The organism is Paludisphaera rhizosphaerae, assembly GCF_011065895.1.
GTDB classification, from domain to species: Bacteria; Planctomycetota; Planctomycetia; order Isosphaerales; family Isosphaeraceae; genus Paludisphaera; species Paludisphaera rhizosphaerae.
Window position 1 is genome coordinate 338,602 of sequence record NZ_JAALCR010000001.1, and the last position, 16,843, is coordinate 355,444.

Genomic DNA, 16,843 nt, shown 5'->3' on the forward strand with positions numbered 1-16,843 from the left:
AGGCAGGGTAGTATACACACGCACCCGAGGGAACCGATTTCATCCGGCAACTCCCACGGGGCGAGTTCACGTGGGGAAGGCCACCCCGGACCGTTGGCCTTACTCGAACTCGAAGACGCTCTCGGCGGCTCCAACTCCTCCTGCTTCCGGTTGCAATGCCGCGCTTGGGGGCGACCCCTCTTGGGCTGCATGTCTGTCTTCCGCAACCGCTGGTCGCCGCCTGCGAGGGTCCAATGATACGACCGCGACTACCTGGCGATCGATGACAAGCGGCCTGACTGCGGCGCGTTCCGGTTCCCCCGCCGATGGCGAGAAGGCCGTGGTGGTCACCGGCTATCTCTCGGCCATGTGATCGTCACCGTAACGGTGCCGGCTCAATTTGGTCGATCAGCTCCCACGCCCCACCTAGTACAGTCGCATCACAGGACCGCTCAGGAAAGGAGGCGACTTTGGTCGAGACCCAAGCGTTTGCCCGCCACGCCGACGCGCGGATGACCATGAAGCACTCTCACATCGGCCTCAAGGACCACGCCAAAGGGACCACGCCAACGCCCAGGCGGGCTGCCCAACTCGACGCATGCTCAACCGTCGAGTGGCTGGGAGTCCAGCGGCGCTCAGGGGCTGCGGGTGGCTCCCCCGTCAGCGAGCCGGAGCCGCACCTGAAGTCCATAAACGAGCAAAGCCCTGCCGAGGCAGGGCTTGCGTCGTCTTCTGTCGTAAACTGTCACCAGAAGGCAGTTTACAGCGAAGTGGAGGCGGCGGGAATTGCACCCGCGCTGAATTCGACGCAAGTCTTTACACTATGTGTAATAGCGTAAATTCGGCCTGCCCTCTGTCGGAAATCTGTCGGAAAGACGCGGCGCTGTCGGAAGTCGCGGCCCGCTGGCACCTCCTGACGCCGGAAGTCAGGCTGTCGATCCTCGCCCTGGTACGGGCCGGGTGAGCCCCGCCAACCCTTCCTATCGTCCGCCCTCGCCCACGGCGGCGTAATGCTCTCCCTCGACCCCGACGAAGCGGAATTCTCGGGCCTTGCCGGTGTGATAGGACTTGTCCGCGTACTCCAGAAGGCCGGCCTCCGCCAGCCGCTGCACGGCCCCGGAGACGACGATCTTCCGCTGCTCCAGCATGCCCCGGAGCTGGTCGATGGGCAGCAGGATCGGCTCCGCCCCCTGCAGGATCTGGAGCTGCCGGGCGACGCCCGCGATCGCGGTCGGGACCCGCTTCCCCGCAAGCTGCGGGTCGAGCAGACGGATGGGCTCGTTCTGCGAGAGCCTCCAAGCCAGGTCCAGGGCCGACCAGCCGAAGGGCAGACGGGCGCGGCCTCGCGTCGCCTGGATCGCCGAGTCGAAGTCGTCTTCGTCGTAGCCCCGCGAGGCGCAGACCGCGGCCCTGATCTCCGCCGCCAGCGCCACGTCCAGCGCCTTCATGTCCCACTCCGCCGAGCAACGCCAGGCGACGCGCCAATAATTGAGCGCGTCGGTGCTGATCAGGAAGTCGGCGCGTCCTTCCGCGTCCTCGATCGACTTCTCCGCCGTCTGCTTGTCGCTCGCGGCCAGGATGACGGCCGCCAAGTCGTTGGGCGAAGAGGCGACCACGCCCGCACCCAGGTCGATCGTTTTCATCCGCGTTTCGGTGCTCACCAGGAAGTCGCCTTGTGGGCCAAATTTTTGCAAAAATTTTCGGGATCACGGGTTGCGTCACTGGACGACGAGCGGACTCCTAGATTATCCTGTAACAATCCTGATAACTCCAGGGGTATCTTGCAGGGTCGTGTGAAATCCTGTAGTTCCCAGAGCTGTAAGTGCTGGCCGGGCTGGACTTTGGCGACGTTGACTGACGGGCCCTTTGAGGTATCATTCCCTCCAGAGGGCCGAGCGGGCGGTTAAACCGCCGTCCGCAGCTCGGGTCAAACCGTGCGATCGGTCGCTCTCCTAAGGCCTGGGGGTGCTTCGGCACAATGGGGTAACACCCCTCCCGGGCCTCCATTTTTTTATCCATGTATCTACTATACCTGGATGCTTCGGGCACTCCCCTACCGCAGGACGTGTCCACCAAGCATTACGTGCTGGTCGGGCTGTGCATGCCGGAATCGGCGTGGTTCGGGCTCGACGAGCGGCTCCAAACGCTCAAACGGCGCTACTGCTTCCCCTCGGACGACCTAGATCGGTTCGAATTGCACGTCAAGCAATTCGCCGTCACGTACGAGGAACAGCGGCAGATCCCCGATTTCGATTCCCTCAGCCACGCCGAGCGGCGCTCCAGGACCCTGGACATCCGGAGGCAGAAGCTGGAGGCGGAGACCGACCGCGAGGCGCGGCGCGAGCGACGATTGCGCTACGCGGGGACGGAACCTTTCATCCACCTATCCCGGCGGGAACGCTCGCAGCTGCTGGAAGACGCCGTCGACCTGATCGCCGGTCATGAGAACATCCGCCTCTTCGGCGAGGGCGTGTGCAAGGCCCATCCGGCGGTCGTCGAAGGCCGGGCGGATGCGGTGAGGGAGTCCTTCACGCAGGTCGTGTCGCGCTTCGACACGTTCCTGCAGAAGAAGGACAACTGGAAGCTCCAGAGGAGCCCGCGTCGGTCGATCGACTACGGCCTCCTCATCCTCGACCAGGACGAGTCGACCGAGACGACGATCGAGCAGCTGTTCAAGAGATTCAGGACGGACGGCCACCCTTTCGGGAAGATGACCCACGTGATCGACGTCCCCTTCTTCGCCTCCAGCGCGAAGGTGGGCGGCCTGCAGATCGTGGACGTCGCCGCGTACGTCGTCAGGCGCTACTTCGACAAGGCCGTCCGGGAAGGGACCCACGAAGAGCGCCAGTTCCAGAAGATATTCCAGCGATTCGACCGGGACACCTACGGGCGGCTCCACGGCTTGAGGCATTACGTGCCCATGCGCACGTGCAACTGCCTCGTCTGCCAGGAACGCGGCCACTCCGCGCCGATTCCGCCGGCATGATGTTGCGCATAAAAAAGCCCCGGAGTGCCGGAGCCAAGGCTGGCTTCATGCGGCGCCGAACAGGCTGCCCTGCCTCCCCGCGTCTTCGATCCGGCGCGAGGCTTCGTCGAAAAATCCTCGATCGCGCTCCACGCCGATGAAGGCCCGGCCGGCGGCGGCGCAGGCCAACCCGGTCGCGCCGACGCCCATGAAAGGGTCGATCACCCGTTCCCCGGGGAAGGTGTAGAGCTTTACCAGCCGCTTCGGTATCTCCACCGGGAAGGTGGCCGGGTGGGACTTGTCGGCGGAGCCCCGGACGAACCAAGCGTCCATCGTCCAGGCGTGGAACTCCTCCTTCGTCATGTCGCCGCGGACGCAGGCGCCTCGGCCCTCCCCGCTCGTGATCTTCCGCCCGCGGCCGCCCTTGCTGAAGACCAGGATCGGCTCGCTGGCGCAGCGGATGACCGGGCCGCTGGGCGACATGTAGGTCCCCCATCCGCACCCGCCCCCGCCGAATCCGCCGGAGACGTGGAGGTTCTCCTCGCCCCCTTTGATCCAGATGATCTTGTCGAGGAAGAGGTATCCCGCTTCCAGGGCGGCGGCCTTGAAGGCGTAAGGGACGTCGCGGCGCGGTTTCTTGCCCATCCACCAGGGCAGGTTGACCGCCAGCCTGCCGCCGTCCACGAGGGCGGGGAGCAGGAGCGCGAGCCATTCGCGCGTGAAGGACCAGTAGTCGTCCCACGGCAGCGAGTCGCCGCCGTCGCCGTAGTCCTTCCCGCAGTTGTACGGCGGGCTCGTGACGGCCAGGGCGACGCTGCCGGCGTCGAGCGTCGGCAGCACCTCGCGGCAATCGCCATGACGGAGGAGGGCGCTATGCACACGCCCTCGCGAGCGCCTCGTCGGCCATCTGCAGGGCCTCGTCCACCTCGTCGTCGGTCGCTTCGTCGATGTGCCGCAGCTTGAGCGTCGCCCGGACGTGTTCGAGGGTGGATCGCGTCCGATCGGAATCGCCCGCGGGGTTCGCCAGGACTTTCCGGGCGGCGTCCGCCAGCGAATGAAGGCGACGGAGCGTCGTTCCGGGATCGACGTCTTCGGCGGCGGCCCCCGCGGATTCGATGATTGCGATGGCCAGGTCTTTGAGGTCGCGGATGTTCTGCATGATGGACGTCCTTTTACTGTTGCGGCCCGACCGCCGGGCCTTGCGGGGAGCGGCCGAGGCCGCCGGCGCCGCGACGGTCAAGCGAAAGACGGAGGGTCCGCGAAGCGGGAACCGTCTTGGCAGCTTGATCCGGCGTGGCTGCGGCCTCAACCTCCCCAGGCGAGGCATCGCGGCGGGCCGGGGAGAGGGCGAAGTCGGTCGCGAAGGTCATTCGGCGTCATACCGCGAACTCCAGCCGGCCAGCGCCCGGTGCCGCGCCGCGCATTCGTGGTAGTCGTCCACCAGGTCCGTCGCGAACCGCAGCAGGCCGCCCATGTCCGCCCCGTCGGCCAGCGGCTTCAGGGCCGGGCACGGCGCGGTCATGTTAGCGGGCGGGAGGCGCGGCGGCGACTCGATCGTTGAGGAGCCGCAGGCCGTCAGCAGGCACGGGGCAAGCAGAATAAACGGGCTTCGCAATTTCCTTCTCCCTCGCGACGACGGCGGCCCGGCGGGACTCCCGGAGGGCGGCGACGTCGAATTCCAGTTTCGTGGACCGCTCCAGGGCGGCCTGGTCGAGTTCGGCCGAATGGGCGATCCGGGCCCGGAGGGCTTTCGCCTGCGCAGCCTGGACGCTGACCCCCTTGGCGTGCCAGCCGAGCGCCAGCCCGGCGGCGAACAGCCCGGCCGCGGCGGCGGCCTTCCAGCTACCGGGCGTCGGCGTCATGGCCGTACTTCCCCGCGATCCACTTCACGCCGATGTTGTTGGCGCACACGATCGCCCCGTAGGCCATCACCAGGTCGAACGTGAGCGGGTGGAGCCAGGCGTGGCGCAGGAAGGCGACGCTGAGCACGGCGAACCCGATGTTGGTCCACAGCTTCGTCGACGAGGCCGTGCCGTCCTTCGGGTCGCGGATCAGGTCGCCCCACCGCATCACGCGTACACAACGTTCTCGAAGAGGTCCGCTTCGAGCGCCCGGCGGTGCTTCAGGCCGCGCAGCGGCACCTTGCGGCCGTCGGGCGTGGTGATGTTGCACCACTTCTCGAACTCGTCGGCGGCGGCCTCGAAATCGCCCTCGTTCAGCCGCTGCAGCAGGGTCGAGCCGCCCAGGTTCTTCAGGCCGAGGTTGTAGGCGAAGCTCACCAGCGCGTCGAACTGATGCTGCGCCAGCGGGACCTGGACCAGCTCGTCCACGCCCGCCTCGAATTCCTCCGCGTCGATGCGCAGCAGCTCGTCGGCCTCGTCCTAGGTGATCTCGGCGAAGGCCTCGCCGGCGCGGAGCTTGTGCCCGTAGCCGACCGTCTTGTGCCCGGCCGCGTCGCGGTAGACGTGCAGCTCCAGGCCCTCGCGGGCCTTGAGGAATTCCAGGCCCGCGGGGCTCAGCTTCATCTCGGCCTTCGCGTTCGTCTTCTCGGTCTTCTTAACCATGTCAGTGTCCTTTCTCGATGACTTTGTCCAGTTTCTGCAGGATGCGGTCCCCCTGTTTTTCGAGGCCCACGACCTTCTCGTCCAGCCGCACGACCTTCTCGATCAGCGGCTCGTTCTTCAGCGACTTCTCCTCCAGCGTGACCACCCGCCCCTCCAGCTTCGCCGCGTAGACGACGAAGCCGATCGCCTGGGCGATGAGCAGGACCGCGGGGATGATCGGTATCCGCTTGTCGAAGGTCCACTTGTCGCCCCGCCGCTCGTCCCCCGCCATGTCGTCGCTCCAATACATATGGATTCTTTACGCAACGCTATACCGCATCTCGTAAGGTTTCAATCAAAAGTTGCTCAGCCGAACAGCGCCGCGGCGTCGATCGCGGTCGCGGCCTGCCGGTGCAGGGCCGGCTGCGGGTGGAAGGCGTCGATCGTCGGGGCCCCCAGGTCGACGCGCCACTTGCGCTCGTCGGACGCGTCCTCCACCTGGATCGACCCGTCCACGTACCCGTCCTGGCCGACGAGGGCGACCGCGCGGATCAGGTCGTTGAGCCAGCTGCGGCCCGATGTCCCGGTGTCGTCGGTGTAGTTCGCCCAGTGCGGCGGCGTGCCGGCGCCCGGAGGCGTGCCGGTGAACGTCTGGTTGGCGGTGGTCGCCCAGGAGTCGGTGGAATTCGTCACCGGGAAGATCGTGGCGACGATGCAGACGGGGTCGTTCCATCGGGCCTTGGCCAGGGCGATGATGTTCTCGATGCGCGTCTTGACCGTGGCGGCCGAGGCGGCGGCGGCGAGGTCGTTGGTGCCGATGCAGATGAAGACGTGCGTCGGCGGGGCCTTGTCCACGATCGCGAACTGTTTGGGCGCGAGCGCCTCGGTGTAGGCGGCGGCGATCTTGGAGGGGACGGCCAGGCTGAGCAGCGCGTTGCGGCCGCCGATGCCGCTCTCGATCCAGCCGACGTTGCCGATGTTGATATACGGCGCGGTCGGGCTGGTGCCGTTCAGGTAGTCGCCCTGGCCGGTCGTGCCGGTCTTGTCGCCGGAGCCGCGGCCGATCGAGTCGGAGAGGATCAGCACGTTCGCCCCCGCCGCCGTCGCGGCCCCGCGCACGAGCATCGGCCCGTAGACCTGGTTCAGCGAGGCCACGGCGGTGATGGTGCCGCTCATGGTCCGGTCGTCGGCATTGTTGGTGCCGCTCATCGCCGCCTCGTTGTGGCCTGGCGTGACGATCTGGTTCACCAGCTCGTTGTAGGCGGCGGAGACCCCCAGGTGCTCGCGCCAGGTGCGGACGTAGAAGGTCTCCCCCGGCGTGATCGTCACCGGCACCGGGTCGGACTCCACCGTGTCGCCCAGGTCCATCAGCCGCGTGACCTGCCCGCCGAAGGTGACCTGGTGCATCGTCCCCAGCGGGTATTCCACCGCCGCGCGGAGGTTGAACTGGAGCAGGTTCGTGGTGCTCTCGCCGCCCAGCGGGTTGGCGTACCAGTTGACGTAGGTCAGCAGCAGGTCCTTCGCCGCGTAGAGAAGCGGCGCGCGGAACATGACGCGGTTGTTCTTGACGTTGTTCGTGTTGCCGGTGTTGGCGTAGCTGTACGGCACCATGTTGCGGTTGCCGGCGGCGATCATGGCGGCGGCCTGCGCCCCGGCGGTCCCGTTGAGCCGCACCAGGCCCGCGGCGCTGGGGTTGGCGGCGGCGGCGACCGCGACGCCGATCAGGGCGTTGCCGCTCGACGCGAGCGTGCATTTCTTGGCCCCGTCGGCCCAGTAGATCCGGTCGCCCGCGGCCCAGGCCTCCGACGCGACCTTGGGGAGGCCGTAGACGCCGACCATGCCCGCCTCCACCTCGGCCCCGCTTTGCGCCGCCCCCCTGGCGACGCCGAAGAGGGCCCCGACCTGCAGCCCGTCGCCGGCGGCGAGCGGGTAGGGCGCGGGGAGGGTGATCGTGTTCCCGTTCTGGATGGCGTTCTTCATGGCGTTTCTCCTTCTTGCGTGTGTGTGTTTGTTTCGTGTCCCGTCGGGTCGGGTCAGGTCAGCTCGGCGTCCGCCGCCCAGTGCACCGCCAGGGTCTGCCCGGCGGAGCTGCCCGCGGGCGTGACCAGGCCGACGTTGAACGAGCCCTCGCCGGCGATGTACGCGGCGGCGCTGCAGTCGAGCGTGGCGGTGAGGTTGCGGACCTGGGCGTTGGCGTTGATCGGGTTCATGAGCGCGACGGTCGGGGCCGCGCGCTTGGCGACCCGGAAATGCACCGTCCCCAGCTGCTGGTCGGCGGAGGCCCCGACGACCTGCGAGGCGATCATGCCGCCCGCGTGGGAGCCGCCGCCGCTCGCCGGCAGCACCTCCACCGGGAAGGACTTCTCGAAGTAGCGCTGGCAGAGCGCCAGCTCGGTCGCCGGGTGGCGGCGCTCGTAGGGGGTGGGGGCCGCGCCGATCTCCAGCTGGACGCCGGTCACGTCGCAGCAGTCGGCCGCGCCGGCCGTGCCCACGGGGGTCCAGTTGAACCGCACCGCCAGCTCCTGCGCCCCGGCCGGGATCGTCCCGGTGAAGCTGTAGCGGGTGCGCGTGCCCGTCAGGACGGCGGTCGCGTCGATCGCCGCCGTGCTGAACCCGGTCCACGAGCCCGAATTGAGCGAGGCGGCGCCCTGGTCGGCCCCGGTGCCCGACAGGAGCTGGACCGTCAGGGCCGAGCCGGCGGCGGAGAAGTCGGCGCCCTTGCTGGCGTGGAAGGAGAGCGTGACCTGCTGGCCCGCCATGTCCCGGCAGTTGGCGGACTCGACGACCTGGCCGAGATAGACGGTGGAGGCCGACAGCGAGGCGACGGTGCGCTGCAGCCGGGCCGCGTGCGGGAAGTCCAGGTCCCCGGTCGCCACGCGCCGCGAGGTCATGTCCGAGCCGGCCGTGATCGCGAACCAACGGTCGACGGCGAACTTGGTGGAGTTCGTCAGGGCCAGGCCGTTGCCGACGTTCCGCTGGTCGAACGCCATGGCGCCGTTGACCAGTCGGTTGCGGTTGCCCGCCGGGCCGATCGGCCCGATCGCGCCGGAGACGGAGACCGTCCAGTCGGTCACGCCGGTCGCCGACCCCGCCGCCGCCCTGACCAGCAAGGTCAGCGTCCGGGTGCCTTGGTCGTACGCGACGACCACGCCGTCGTAGTGGACGTTCGCCGGGTCGCTCGTCCGGGCCACGCGCACGCTCGAACCGACGGCGAAGGAGACGTCGGCGGCCAGCACCCAGGCCTGCGGGCCCGACAGGCCCGCGTCCTTCGACGTGGCGGAGGTGGTCGTGCGCAGCCGCGACGCGTCGGCGAGCAGGTCGACCATCATGGCGAAGAGGCGGGGGAGCTGCTCCCCCGTCCCGGCGGTCACGATCTCGTTGTAGCCGTAGCCGTTCAGCAAGTCGGTGTCGTACTGGATTCCGTTCAGGTACATGATGGGCATATCAGGCGATGACCTCTCTCAATTCGGCGGTGAAGCTGTGCAGGTTGTAGGCGGCGTGCTCGATCGGCTGCGGGCTCGTCATGGTGGCGAGGAACGAGCGCCGGGCCGCGTGCCGGTCGTCGCCGGGGTCGATCAGGACGAAGAGCTGGCCGGCCTTGCCGAGCTTGCGGAGCATCTCGAAGCCGCTCACCATCGCCTCGTCCAGCGGCAGGTACTCGACGCGGAAGGCGTAGGTCCGGCGGGTCGGCCGGGCCGCGTAGAATTCGGCCCCGCCGTCGCTCGCCAGCTCGGTCGAGTCGTCGCGCCAGCCGAGCTGCGCGCCGTAGGCGTAATTCCGCGAGGGCTGCCAGGCGCGGGCGATGAAGAGCCGCGCCAGGTCGATATGCCCGTCGGAATTGGCCTGGTCGTCGACCTCGATCAGCCAGTAGCGGGCGTTCACGGTCGTCGGGGCCAGGTGCAGGATCGGCTGGGGGTAGCCGCGCCGCTCCTCCTCCGCCAGGCGGCCGTCCCAGAACGAGGGATGCCCCCAGGGGAGCGACCCGAAGGGGTAGATGATCGGGAACGGCTCGACCCGGCCGGAGTCGTAGGCGGGGGCCGTGCTGACGTATTCGCCGCTCAGGCAGGCGAGCGCCGCGCCCGAGGATGCGTCCGCGGCCAGGGCCGGGCTGATCCCGACCGAGCCGGAGGCCGTCTCGGACGCGGACGCCGCCCCGGAGCGCTTGTAGACGGAGGCCGCGCCCGCCTCGACCTGCTTGCCCCAGAGGAGGAGGCCGCTCGCGCCGTCGCCCAGGTAGGTGACGCCCAGCGACGGCGAGAGGATCAGGTGGCGGAAGTCGGGCCCCAGGCCCGGCGAGGCGGGGATCTGCGCCGTGAGCCAGCAGCGGAACCAGCCGCCCGGCAGCGCCGCGACCCCGGCCGCGTGCAAGATCCCGCCGGCGGTGGCGAACGTCGAGGCCACGGCGCCGGCGGCCAGGTCGAAGTCGGCGCGCACCGAGTCGGCGCCGTCGTTGTGCTCCAGCCGCAGGTGGCGATTCCCGCGGGGCCGGACGAAGACGCTGCTCGTGGCCTTCGCGCCGGGCGCGATCAGCAGGTCGGCGGCGGGGTTCCACTGGTAGTGCGGCCCGCCGGCGGAATTCTCGCGCAGCAGGTCGGCGGTGTTCGTCCCGTCGGGGGCGACGGCCTGGTTCGCGACGACGGCCGCGCCGACGGGCGCGGACCACCAAGGGCCGGCGAGGTCCTCGCTGTCGCGCAGGCGGTTGCCGCCCAGGCCGATCGAGCCGGTGAACGCGTAGAGGGTCGGGTCGCCGGGCAGGCGGAACGCGTCCCCGGCGCGGATCATGGCCGAGCCGCCGGGGCGCTGGACGGTCAGGCTGGTCGCCCCCGCCGTCGCGGACGCGGCCAGGGTCGCGCCGCCCCAGGCCGGGCGGTCGCTCGCCCGGGTGCGGACGGCGGCGGCGCGGCTGAGGTTGTGCTTGGGGATCACGACGGCCCGCACGTCGCGCGAGACGATCAGGTCGGCGTGCAGCCGCGCGCTCGCCCTCGTCGCGTCGGCCGAGCGGGCCACGCGCGAGAGCAGCGGGTCCTGCAGGTTGGCCAACGGCAGGGCCGGCAGCCAGTTCCCGCCGGAGAGGACCGGGGCGAAATAGTCCGGGTCGGCGAAGTTCGGGAAGCACATCATGATGTTGGCCATTCTTTCACCCCCAGAGCTGCAGCGTGATCGCGCCGGCGGCCAGCTCGCCGCCGATCCCCACGACGCGGAACGATTTCCCGCCCGACCAGTCGAAGCGGTCGAGGTCGAGCGCGACGACGGAGCCGAGCGCCACGCCCGCGCCCTTCAGGAGCGAGGCGGGCAGGCGGACCTGCAGCAGGTCGCGGCGGACTTTGTACAGGTCGAGCAGCCGCGCCGCCTCGGCGGCGGCGGCGGCCTCGTCGTCCAGCAGCGTCGCCGCCTGCTTCTCGCCGGCCATCGGGTGCTTGGCCTGCACCGTCGCGTCGACGGCCGCGGTCGTGCGCAGCTCCTGCTTCAGGAAGTTGCGGCGGTCCTGGCCGACCGAGCCGACCACGTCGGAGTCCGCCATGACGGTCCAGTTCCGGCGGTAGCCGACCGTGACGCGGAACGCGGGCAGGCCCCGGCCCTCGCCCCGCGCCGACAGGCGCTCCACCGGCTCGCCGCCGGTCGCGACCAGCTCGTGGCGCTCGATCGTCAGGAGGGGCGAGCCCGAGGGGGCCTCCAGCCGGCCGAGCCGGAACCGGCCCAGCGGGTCGACGGCCCAGTAGCCGCCGACGCTGCGCAGGATCGCGTCGAGCACCGGCCCCGTCGTCAATTCGTCCTCGCCGCCCCAGAAGCCGACCGCGGCCGGGTTGGCGAGGTCGAGCGCGGCGACCGAGGCGGAATCCACGTCGCCGGAAGGGACCCCGGCGGCGACCAGCACGCGGCGGGCCAGCTGCGCGGCGGTGCGGTCGGCGGCCGTCGCCCCCTCGGTCGCGTCGCAGGTGACGACGGCGGAGGGGCTCGTCCCCAGCCGCAGGTAGGCCCCGTCGCCCGAGGCGCCGAGGTAGTAGTCGTATTGCCCACCCGCCGGGCTCGCGGCCTGCAGGGCGGCCAGCGAGGCGTGCGCCGTCCCGGCGGCGACGGCCGCGCCGCCGACATACACGCCGTCGATCGACCGGATCTCCGCCGAGCTGACCTGATAGGCGAGCTTGGTCGTGTTCACCAGCGGCGGGGGGAGGTTGCGGCACTTGCCCAGGAGCAGCGGCTTGGGCTTGTCCTTCAGGTCGTCGGCCACGCCTTCCACGCCGTTGGGCAGGACGTTGTCGCCCGCGAACTTGAGCGGCTGGAAGGGCTTGTCGGCGACCTCGGCCCGGCGGTCGCGCAGGACCACGGCGATCGTCGTCAGGGTCGGCTCGATCTGCTCCATCACGCCGGTGAGGATCGGCGGGAACCCGGACGGGTGGGGCGCGCCCGCCGTCCCCATGCGGACGACGATCGGCCGGCCGTCGAACCCGTATTCCAGCAGGCCGTCCAGCGCCCCGTCGGCGTTGTTGAGCACGACGGCCCCGCCGCCGGAGCCGCTCGCCCCCTCGGTCGCCAGCGCGTCGACCAGGTATTGCGCCCAGTTGCCCGGGTCGACCAGGCGGGGCTCGTAGACTTCGTTCGCCGGGGACTCGGACGGGCGGGTGACGTGGCCCGGCGCGGAGGCGAACCGCAGGACGCGCTCGCCCGCGATCGCGGGGTCGTAGGCGGTCATCTCGACCAGGTACAGGGTGCGCGCCGTCATGCGGAGGCCGCCCGGCGCAGCAGCGCGCCCATCGTGCGGAATTCGGCGGCGAGGGCGGCCAGCCCCTCGCGCAATTGCGTCGTCTCGGACGCGGACTGGCTCCGATACGCCCGGAACTCCCGCGCCAGCGAGTCGTCGCCCCCGGCGGCCCGGAGCATGCGCCGCGTCTCGTCGTTGCTGTAGACCCGCGAGGGGCGGCCCAGCGTGAGCAGCTCGGGCCCGCGCTCGCCCACGAGGACGGTGCCCGACGCCACGCCGCCGTCGGCGTAGCCCCGCGGCGCGAGGCCGATGAGCAGGTCGAGGTAGGCCTGGACCGTGCGGTTGGCCTCGTCGTAGCCGGGCGTGCCCCGGCCGTAATAGCCGATCGCGGCGTTCAAATAGTCGGTCGAGGCCTGCTGCACCTGCGCCCGCGCCGTCGCGTCCCCCTGGAAGGCCTTGTCGTAGGTCGACGCGGCCGCGTCGCGGACCGAGCGGAAGATCGCCTCGGGGTCGGCCGTGCTCAGGTTCGGGTCGAGGTTCAGCTGGTCCTTGAACGCCTGCAGGCCCGCCACGTATTCGAGCCGGTCGGCCACGGCCTGGATGACCTCGGCGGCGGTCCGGCCCTGGGTGCGGACGGCCTCCAGCGCGTCGACGAGCGGCCCGTCCAGGACGCCGGCCGACTTCGCCGCGTCGTAGGAGAGGCGGCGCAGCGCCTCGGCGTAGGAGCTTTCGTCGCCCCGGTCGAACGCGTAGTCCCGCCCGTCGAGGGAGAGGCGGCTGCCGCCGGACTGGGTGAGGACGCCGATGAGCTGGCGGCCCGCGAGCGACGCGCCCGAGAATGCGGAGACGAGTTGCAGCATCGCGCCGACCTGCTCCGCCATCGACTGGACCCCCTCCGTCCCCATGTGCTTGGAGAGGTAGGAGAGGCCGCCCAGCGCGCCGGAGGCGTCGGTGTAGCCCTCGAAGCTGGCCGCGGGGTGCTTCACGCCGCCGCCGCCGAACAGGCCGCCCACGGCGTTGCCCAGGAACGAGCCGGCCAGCGCCCCGACGGGGCCGCCCCAGGAGCCGAGCAGCGTCCCCAGCGTCGTCCCGAACGCGCCCGCGCCCGCCAGGCCGCCCAGGACCGTGCCGCCGATCCCGCCCAGCGTCCCGCCGACCGTCGCGCCGATCCCGCGCTGGCCGAACAGGGCGTTCGCCAGGTAGTTGCCGCCGAAGCCGGCGAGGCCGGCGGCGGGGGTGAAATACTGGCCGAGCAGCTGCGCCGTCGTCGGGCTGCCGATGCCGGAGGACATGGATGCCTTGGCGAACAGGCCGCCCAGGTTCGCGCCCGAGGCGCCGGTGAGGAAGTTGTAGGCCGAGGAGAGGCCGCCGAGGTTCGAGGCGATCGCGCCGACGCCGGAACTCGACGGGGCCTGGTAGCCGCCGCCCGCGCCCCCGCCGCCGCCCGCGACGGCGCCGAGGCCGGGGACGATCCCGCCCAGCACGCCGCCGATCACGGGGCGGAACACCATCGCCGCCGCGACCTCCGCGGCCGTGCGCAGCATGATCTTCCGGATCGCGTCGCCCAGGTCGGAGAACGAGTCGACGCCGCCGCTGAAGATGTTCTCGAACGCGTCGGCGAACGCGTCCTGGATGCGCTCGCCCGCCTGGATGAAGGGGCGCTCGGCGTCCTCGCGGGCCTTCTCGATCGCCCGCCGGCGCTCCTGCTCGGCCCTGCGCTGCGACTCCACGGCGGCGTCCAGCGCCCGCTGCTCGGCCGCCCGCGCCCGGGCCAGGTCCATCAGCCGGGCCTCCTGCTCCTCCGTCAGCCGGGTCTCGCCGCGGGCGAGGGCGTTCTTGACCTGCAGGACCTCGTTCTCGGCCTCGATCAGCCCCTTCACCCGCTCGTATTCCTGCGCCGAGCGGGACTGCGCGTCCGCCAGCCGGCGCACCTGGTCCAGCTCGCGCTGCTGCGCGTCCAGGTAGTCCTCGTAATCCCGCGTGCGCGCCTTGCCCGCGGCGGAGCCGCCCGCGCCGGAACCGTCCCCGCCCGCGCCCCCGCCGCCGGGGGGCTTGGGGGGAGTTTCCAGCGAATTGCGGAACGCGGCCGCCCTGCGGTCCAGCTCGGCCTGCGCCTTCGCGATCTCCGCCCGGACCTGATCGAGCTTCTCGCGCGCGGGGCCCGCGCCCGGACCGCCGTACGGGCCGGAGGCGGCCTGCGCCTCGGCCTGGGCGATGAAGCGTTCCAATTCCTTGCTCTCCAGCGTCTTCTCCCCCACCAGCGCCACGAGGTCGCGGTCGGAGAAGCCCTGCAGCAGCCCGAACAGCCGCTGATACGCCCCGGTGAGGTAGTCGACCTGCTCGGCCAGCGTGGTCAGGTAGACGCCCGCGCCCCGGATCAGGGCGTTCAGGGGGCCGAACTCCCCGCCGGCGCGCTGCAGCGAATTCGTCAGCTGCGTGAAGCTCTCGGCGACCGTCTTGGGCAGCGTGCCGAACTCGTTGCGGATCGCCTCGCCCTGCGACAGCAGCGCGTCCACGACCTGCTGCGACGTCAGCTTCCCTTGCTTGGACAGCTCGCGCAGCTGCTCCACGGTCACGCCCATCCCCTTGGCGATCGCCTGGGCGACGCGGGTCATGTTCTCCATCACGGAGCGGAACTCGTCCCCCTGCAGGCGGCCCGAGGCCAGGGCCTGCGACAGCTGGATCACGCCGGCCGCCGCCTCCACGCTGGTCGAGCCGCCGATGCGGATCGCCTTCTGGAGCGTGTCGACGACCTGCAGCATGTCGGACTGCGACCGGCCCAGCTCGCGCGAGGACGTCGCCAGGCGGGTGTAGAGGGTGACGGTGGCGTCCAGGCTGTTGCGGTTGCGCTGCGCCAGCTCGTAGAGGCGTTTCTGCGCGAACTCGTACTCGGCCGCGGTCTCGGTCGTCAGCTTGATCTTGGCCTGCAGCAGGCCGTAGCCGTCCACGGCGCGGACCACCTCGCGGACGGCGAACGCCCCGGCGGCCTGGCGGGCCATCTGCCGGAACTGGTCCTGCACCGCGCGGGAGGCGGCGTCGATCGCCTTCAGGCCCTTGCTCGGCCCGTTCGTCGCGTCCTCCAGCCGCTGGAGCGCCTTCTGCCCCTGCGCCCCCAGGTCGTTGAGGGCGCGCTTGACGACCTCGGAGTCCTTGGTGGTGAAGCGGACGCTGACGGTCTTCTGGGCCATGCGCTACTCCGTCGCCGCCGCGTTGCGGCGGTCGCGCTTGTCCCACTCGGAGACGATCAGTTCGGGCAGGCGGGCCTCCCAGTTCGCGGCCAGGCGGCCGAATTCGAGCCGCTTGCGGATATGCACCTGGCGATAGAGGAGGAACATCACCTGCGACTTGCCCCATTTCGAGTGCAGGACCAGCAGGGCCACTCCCGGCTTGCGCGTGGGGACGAAATCGAGCGCGCCGCGGAAGTCGCCGGGGCGGAGGCGGCGGTTCCCCTTGCGGCCCACGGCGGGGGTCGGGACGGCCAGCCAGCGGGCGCCGTTGCGGCCGGAGATGATCGCGCCGTCCTCGAAGGCGGCGATCGCCCTGGGCCACTTGCTGTAGACGGTGGAGGCGGCGCGGAAGCTGCCGACGCGGCGGGCCGGGTAGACCTGCGACTGCCAGGTCTTGGAGACGCTCTTGCCGGGCCTCGCGTCGCGGTCGAGCCCGGCCTTCACGGTCTGGGCGCGGATCTGGCGCTTCAGGCCGTTGGACGCGACGCGCACGGCGGACTTGGTCGCCCAGCCGCCGTCGTTCCGCTCGCGCTTCATGTGCTCCTCAAGGTTTCCTTCGATCGCCGCCCTGAACATGCCGCTCCGCCTCCCTCTTCTTCCGTTCCAATTCCGCCTCGGCGGCCGTCATGGCCGCGAAGGCGTCCATCATGATCGCCGCCTGGTCCATCGTCCCGCCCGCCTCGGGCAGGTGCCCGGCGCCCATCCCCGGCGCGGCGAGGCGCCACAGCCGGAGCGTCTCCCAGTCGCCGCCCGTCAGGCGGAGCCGGGGGTTTTCGTCGTACCAGTCGCCGAGGACGTCCCAGCCGTCGAGCCCGTCGGGGGGCCGTCCGCCGCCGCCGAATTCGCCGGGGTTCCGGGCGACGGCGACGGCGATTCGGAGTTTTTTTCCGCGTCCGCGGGCAGGTAGAGCAGGTCCATGATCCGCAGGCCCAGCGCGAACGCGTCCATCCAGCCGAGCCGCTCAAGCGCGGCCTCGGTCAGCGCGCCGTCGGGCCCGAATTGCAGCTCGACGCCTTCGAGCGACTTGAGGAACCGCCTGCAGGCCAGCGGCAGGCGCAATTCGGCGTACTCCGCCTGCATCGCCAGCAGGTCGCCCAGCGGCGGCCATTCGGGCGCGAGCTGGCGGACCAACGCGTCGTAGTCGCGCAGCAGCTGATCGGGCGCGCCGGACGCGATCGATTCCACCTGCTCGACGATTTCGAGCAGCTCGGCGCGCTGGGATTCCTCCACGATTCCCGCGATCCCCGCCCGGACGGCCTGGCGGACCTCCGCGGCCGAGGGGTTGCGCAGGCCGTGGCGGGCCAGGTCGGCGTGGTACTTCGCGCGGGTGCGGATCGTCGGCACCGCGAGCATGGCGGTGCGCCCGCCCCCGCCGGATACGGCGGGGAGGGCGTGGGGGACGAGTTCGTCGGTCGATATCGGCAACATG

17 protein-coding genes are annotated in these 16,843 nt (G+C 70.6%); 1 reads left to right on the plus strand and 16 read right to left on the minus strand.

Annotated elements, in window-relative coordinates; all coding sequences use genetic code 11:
* Window positions 1-959: 959 nt before the first annotated feature.
* On the minus strand, window positions 960-1,640 hold the full coding sequence (locus G5C50_RS01430) for a hypothetical protein (protein WP_165063905.1): 681 nt from the start codon (window positions 1,638-1,640) through the stop codon (window positions 960-962).
* Window positions 1,641-1,996: 356 nt separating this feature from the next.
* On the opposite strand from G5C50_RS01430, the gene G5C50_RS01435 reads away from it, so the two are divergent.
* Window positions 1,997-2,965: a DUF3800 domain-containing protein gene (locus G5C50_RS01435; RefSeq protein ID WP_255487475.1), complete on the plus strand. Its 969-nt coding sequence runs from the start codon at window positions 1,997-1,999 to the stop codon at window positions 2,963-2,965.
* A 45-nt stretch (window positions 2,966-3,010) separates the two neighbouring features.
* Here the strand turns inward: G5C50_RS01435 and G5C50_RS01440 are convergent, their stop codons facing one another.
* From G5C50_RS01440 to G5C50_RS01510, 15 genes are all read right to left on the minus strand, one after another.
* Complete coding sequence (locus tag G5C50_RS01440) at window positions 3,011-3,823, minus strand: DNA-methyltransferase (protein ID WP_165063910.1); 813 nt, start codon at window positions 3,821-3,823, stop codon at window positions 3,011-3,013.
* Complete coding sequence (locus tag G5C50_RS01445; RefSeq protein ID WP_165063911.1) at window positions 3,816-4,103, minus strand: hypothetical protein; 288 nt, start codon at window positions 4,101-4,103, stop codon at window positions 3,816-3,818. Before G5C50_RS01445 ends, G5C50_RS01440 begins: the two co-directional genes overlap by 8 nt.
* A gap of 207 nt (window positions 4,104-4,310) precedes the next feature.
* The gene (locus G5C50_RS01450; protein ID WP_165063913.1) at window positions 4,311-4,466 is read right to left on the minus strand and encodes a hypothetical protein; all 156 of its coding nucleotides are present in this window, start codon (window positions 4,464-4,466) and stop codon (window positions 4,311-4,313) included.
* 1 nt (window position 4,467) lies between these two features.
* A complete protein-coding gene (locus tag G5C50_RS01455) occupies window positions 4,468-4,806 on the minus strand; it encodes a hypothetical protein (protein WP_165063915.1) in 339 nt (112 codons plus the stop codon).
* Window positions 4,787-5,017 (minus strand): hypothetical protein, encoded by a 231-nt coding sequence (locus G5C50_RS01460; RefSeq protein ID WP_165063917.1) that lies wholly within the window; start codon window positions 5,015-5,017, stop codon window positions 4,787-4,789. Before G5C50_RS01460 ends, G5C50_RS01455 begins: the two co-directional genes overlap by 20 nt.
* The gene (locus tag G5C50_RS01465; protein ID WP_165064459.1) at window positions 5,014-5,310 is read right to left on the minus strand and encodes a lysozyme; all 297 of its coding nucleotides are present in this window, start codon (window positions 5,308-5,310) and stop codon (window positions 5,014-5,016) included. Before G5C50_RS01465 ends, G5C50_RS01460 begins: the two co-directional genes overlap by 4 nt.
* A gap of 15 nt (window positions 5,311-5,325) precedes the next feature.
* Entirely contained in the window at window positions 5,326-5,508 is a 183-nt protein-coding gene (locus G5C50_RS01470) for a lysozyme (RefSeq protein ID WP_165063919.1), read from the minus strand.
* A 1-nt stretch (window position 5,509) separates the two neighbouring features.
* Entirely contained in the window at window positions 5,510-5,779 is a 270-nt protein-coding gene (locus tag G5C50_RS01475) for a hypothetical protein (protein WP_165063921.1), read from the minus strand.
* Window positions 5,780-5,853: 74 nt separating this feature from the next.
* Complete coding sequence (locus G5C50_RS01480) at window positions 5,854-7,467, minus strand: capsid cement protein (RefSeq protein ID WP_165063923.1); 1,614 nt, start codon at window positions 7,465-7,467, stop codon at window positions 5,854-5,856.
* A 53-nt stretch (window positions 7,468-7,520) separates the two neighbouring features.
* Window positions 7,521-8,930, minus strand: a complete 1,410-nt coding sequence (locus G5C50_RS01485; RefSeq protein WP_165063925.1) for a hypothetical protein — start codon at window positions 8,928-8,930, stop codon at window positions 7,521-7,523.
* Window position 8,931: 1 nt separating this feature from the next.
* Window positions 8,932-10,620: a phage head spike fiber domain-containing protein gene (locus tag G5C50_RS01490; protein ID WP_165063927.1), complete on the minus strand. Its 1,689-nt coding sequence runs from the start codon at window positions 10,618-10,620 to the stop codon at window positions 8,932-8,934.
* Between the two features lie 4 nt (window positions 10,621-10,624).
* A complete protein-coding gene (locus G5C50_RS01495) occupies window positions 10,625-12,208 on the minus strand; it encodes a hypothetical protein (protein WP_165063929.1) in 1,584 nt (527 codons plus the stop codon).
* On the minus strand, window positions 12,205-15,375 hold the full coding sequence (locus G5C50_RS01500) for a tape measure protein (protein ID WP_165063931.1): 3,171 nt from the start codon (window positions 15,373-15,375) through the stop codon (window positions 12,205-12,207). Before G5C50_RS01500 ends, G5C50_RS01495 begins: the two co-directional genes overlap by 4 nt.
* 3 nt (window positions 15,376-15,378) lie before the next feature.
* Window positions 15,379-15,990 (minus strand): DUF6441 family protein, encoded by a 612-nt coding sequence (locus G5C50_RS01505; protein WP_165063933.1) that lies wholly within the window; start codon window positions 15,988-15,990, stop codon window positions 15,379-15,381.
* Window positions 15,991-16,167: 177 nt separating this feature from the next.
* A complete protein-coding gene (locus G5C50_RS01510; RefSeq protein WP_165063935.1) occupies window positions 16,168-16,842 on the minus strand; it encodes a hypothetical protein in 675 nt (224 codons plus the stop codon).
* Between the last annotated feature and the right edge of the window lies 1 nt (window position 16,843).